The 3,405-nt window shown below is 70.6% G+C and carries 2 protein-coding genes and 1 pseudogene; all 3 read left to right on the forward strand.

Going from position 1 to position 3,405, the window contains the following annotated elements:
* Positions 1-456: pseudogene (locus AB0I72_RS28260) on the forward strand (hypothetical protein); the annotation flags it as partial.
* A complete protein-coding gene (locus AB0I72_RS28265; protein WP_358574132.1) occupies positions 456-2,798 on the forward strand; it encodes a type IV secretion system DNA-binding domain-containing protein in 2,343 nt (780 codons plus the stop codon). The pseudogene AB0I72_RS28260 and the gene AB0I72_RS28265, both read left to right, overlap by 1 nt.
* The coding region (locus AB0I72_RS28270; RefSeq protein WP_358574130.1) for a replication-relaxation family protein at positions 2,795-3,405 on the forward strand (611 nt) is incomplete at its 3' end. The genes AB0I72_RS28265 and AB0I72_RS28270, both read left to right, overlap by 4 nt.

The raw sequence follows: 3,405 nt of genomic DNA on the forward strand, positions 1-3,405 counted from the left end.
GAGGCGTGGCTGCTGCTCCAGGATCCGGCCGCGGCCCGCTATCTGGCCCGGCTGGCCAAGGCCGGGCGTAAGCACTGGGCGGGGTTGACCCTGATTACTCAGGACGTGGGCGATGTGCTGGGCACCGAGCTGGGGCGGGTGGTGGTGGCCAACGCCGCGACCCAGATCCTGCTGAAGCAGGCGCCGCAGAACCTCGACCAGGTGACTGAGACGTTCCATCTGTCGGCGGGGGAGTCCCATCTGGTCGCCACGGCTGCGCGGGGCAGCGCGTTGTTGGTGGCGGGGCACCAGCGGGTGGGTTTCCATCCCCTCGCCTCACCGGCCGAGCATCGGCTGATCACCTCCGACCCGGCGGAACTTGCCGCACTCGCGGTGCGGGAGCGGGAGGAGACCAAGCACCAGGACGTCCACCCCGACAGCGGGATGGATCACTTCGAGGACGGGGCGGTGGCGTGATGGTCGACTTCCTGCTGGGCGGTGGGTTCTTCCTCCTGCTGGGCGCGATCCCCACGTGTGGCGTGTTGGTGTGCGCGGCGGTGTTGGGGGTGCGGTGGGCCCGCCACCGCTACCTGTCGAAGGAAGCGCGGGTGGTGGAGATCCTGCCCCCGCCCCAAGCCACGTTGGACAACGCCACGGAGTTCTGGAACCACACCCTGGGCCTGCTCAAGCCCCGCTGGTCCCGGTGGCTGATCCAGCCGCACCTGGCGTTGGAGGTCATCGCTTCGGCGTCGGGTGTCAGGTTCCAGGTGTGGGTGCCCGGGATCGTGCCGCCGGGCTCGGTCGAGCGGGCGATCGCGTCGGCCTGGCCCGGTGCCACCACCTCCACCCGGACCTGCCACCCAGGGGAGTCCCCGCTTCCGGAGGGGGTCTACACCACCGGGGGACATTTGCGGTTGGGGCGGGCTGAGGTGTTCCCGCTGCGGACGAAGTTCACCACCGACCCGGCCCGCCCCCTGTTGGGGGCGTTGGAGGACCTGGCCGAGGGCGAGCACGCCCTGGTGCGGGTGACCGCTCGTCCGGCGACGGGGTGGCGGTTGGCTCGGGCCCGTCAGGCGGCGGCCCGTCTGCACGGCCACCCCGGTCTGGCGACCACGTTGCTGGATGCCGTGGATCCCACCGTCTCCGCCCAGCAGCGTCGAATGCCGGTGCTGCCGGGGACGGGCGATGACGTGCGGGCGATCCTGACCAAGGCCTCCTCGCCCCGGTTGGCGTGCGATGTGGCCTACATCCTCACCACCACCCACCCGGGCGAAGCGGCACGGGAGCGTCTGCGTGGGCGGGCGCACGGGGTGGCCTCGGCGTTCGCCGCGTTCACTTCCGGCGCCAACCACCTGGACCGCCGCTTCATGCTCAAACCCACCTGGTGGCTGTACAACCGGTTCCTGGGCTACGGGTTCTTGCTCACCAGCAGCGAGCTGGCCGGGGTGGCGCACCTGCCCACCGATGCCACCGTCCCCGGCCTGGTCCGCGCCGGAGCGCGGCCAGCCGCACCCTCACCGGCGGTTCCGCGCGGCGGCGAGAACGCGAGGGTGATCGGCGATGCCGACGCGGGGATCCACCGTCCGGTGGCGGTGGGGGTGGCCGAGTCGCGTCAGCACACCCACATCCTCGGCAAGACCGGGTCGGGCAAGTCGACCCTGTTGGCGAACATGGTGCTGCAGGACGCCGAGGCGGGCCGAGCTGGGCTGGTGATCGACCCGCGCGGGGACCTGGTCACCGACATCCTGGCCCGTCTGCCCGAACACGCCGTCGACCGGGTGGTGTTGTTCGACCCCGACGACAAGGCGCTACCGCCGAGGTTGAACCTGTTGCAGGGCGGGGATCCGGACTTCGTCTCGGACACGGTGGTGGGGATCTTCCGCCGTATCTACTCCGACTACTGGGGGCCCAGGACTGATGACATCCTGCGCGCCGCCACACTCACCCTGACCCGTGCTCAGGACCCCGCTTTGACGCTGGGGCATATCCCGCGCCTGCTCGCCGACGACACGTTGCGTGGGGAGGTGATGGGCAAGGTCACCGCCCGGAGCGGGGACGACGAGGCGCTGAAGGACTTCTGGGGCTGGTACTCGGGCCTGACGGTCTCAGCCCGGTCGGCGGTGACGGGGCCGGTGCTCAACAAGCTCCGGACAGCGTTGTTGCGCAGGTGGGTGCGCCAAGTGGTGGCGTCGGGGCCCTCGACCATCGATCTGCCGTCGCTGTTCGACTCCGGGCACCTGGTGCTGTTGCGGTTGCCGAAGGGCCGGTTGGGTGAGGACACCAGCTCGCTGATCGGGTCGTTCGCCCTAGCGGCCACGTGGCAGGCGGTGACCGCACGCATCCACATCCCGGAACACCAGCGTCAGGACCTGTGCGCGTTTATCGACGAGTCGCAGAACTTCCTGAACCTGCCCGGGTCGCTGGAGGACATGCTGGCCGAGGCTCGCGGCTACCGGCTCGGACTGACCCTGGCCCACCAGGAGCTCGGACAGCTCCCCGCGGACCTGCGCAAGGCGGTGTCGGCGAACGCGCGCACGAAGGTGTACTTCACCGCCTCCCCCGACGACGCCGCGAGCCTGTGCCAGCACACATTGCCGGTGCTGGGGGCCTATGACCTGACGAACCTGGGCGCCTACCAGGCAGCGGTGCGCCCGTTGGTGGGGGCCAAGGAACAGGGAGCGGCCACGGTGCGCACCCGCCCACTCCCACCCGGAATCCGCGGCCGGGCGACCCAGGTGCGCAAGGCCGCACGCTGCCACGGGCCCCAGGACGAGCAGCCCACCGCCGAAGTACGCGCGTCGAAGGGGGATCTGGCGTGACCAACAGCACCAGCGGTACGGGCCAGGGCGGGCACGTTCTGGAGCGCAGTGACTATGGGGCGGCTCTGGTCAGGTTGGCGCCCCGGGTGACTCCGAGGGACCGGCAGATCCTGGCGGGGTTGTATGACCACCATGTCATGACCACCCACCACGTTCACCGGCTCTACTTCCCCGAAGCGGCGGGGCGGCGTGTGCGTCGGAGGCTGCTGCTGTTGCACGAGTACGGGCTCCTGGACCGGTTCCGGCCCCACCCTGGACGTCACGTCTCCGTGCACTGGGTTCTCGCCCCGTTGGGGGCGGCGCTGGTCGCCGAGCACCGTGGCATCGAGGTCGGCGAGTTGGGCTTTCGCCATGACCGGGTGCTGGCCTGGGCGCACTCCGGGCGGCTCGGGCACATGCTCGGCCTGGTGGAATGCCTGACCCTGACCACCGAGGCCGCACGCGCCCACCCCGTGGGGCGTCTGGTGCGGTGGGACAACGAACGCGAGTGCGCACGCCGCTGGGGGCGGTATATCCGCCCGGACGCCTACATGCGCTGGCACCAGGGGGCCGTGGATCTGGACGCGTTCTGGGAGTACGACACCGGCACCGAGCCCTTGACCAAGGT

The organism is Nocardiopsis sp. NPDC049922 (genome assembly GCF_040660275.1).
Lineage (GTDB): Bacteria > Actinomycetota > Actinomycetes > Streptosporangiales > Streptosporangiaceae > Nocardiopsis.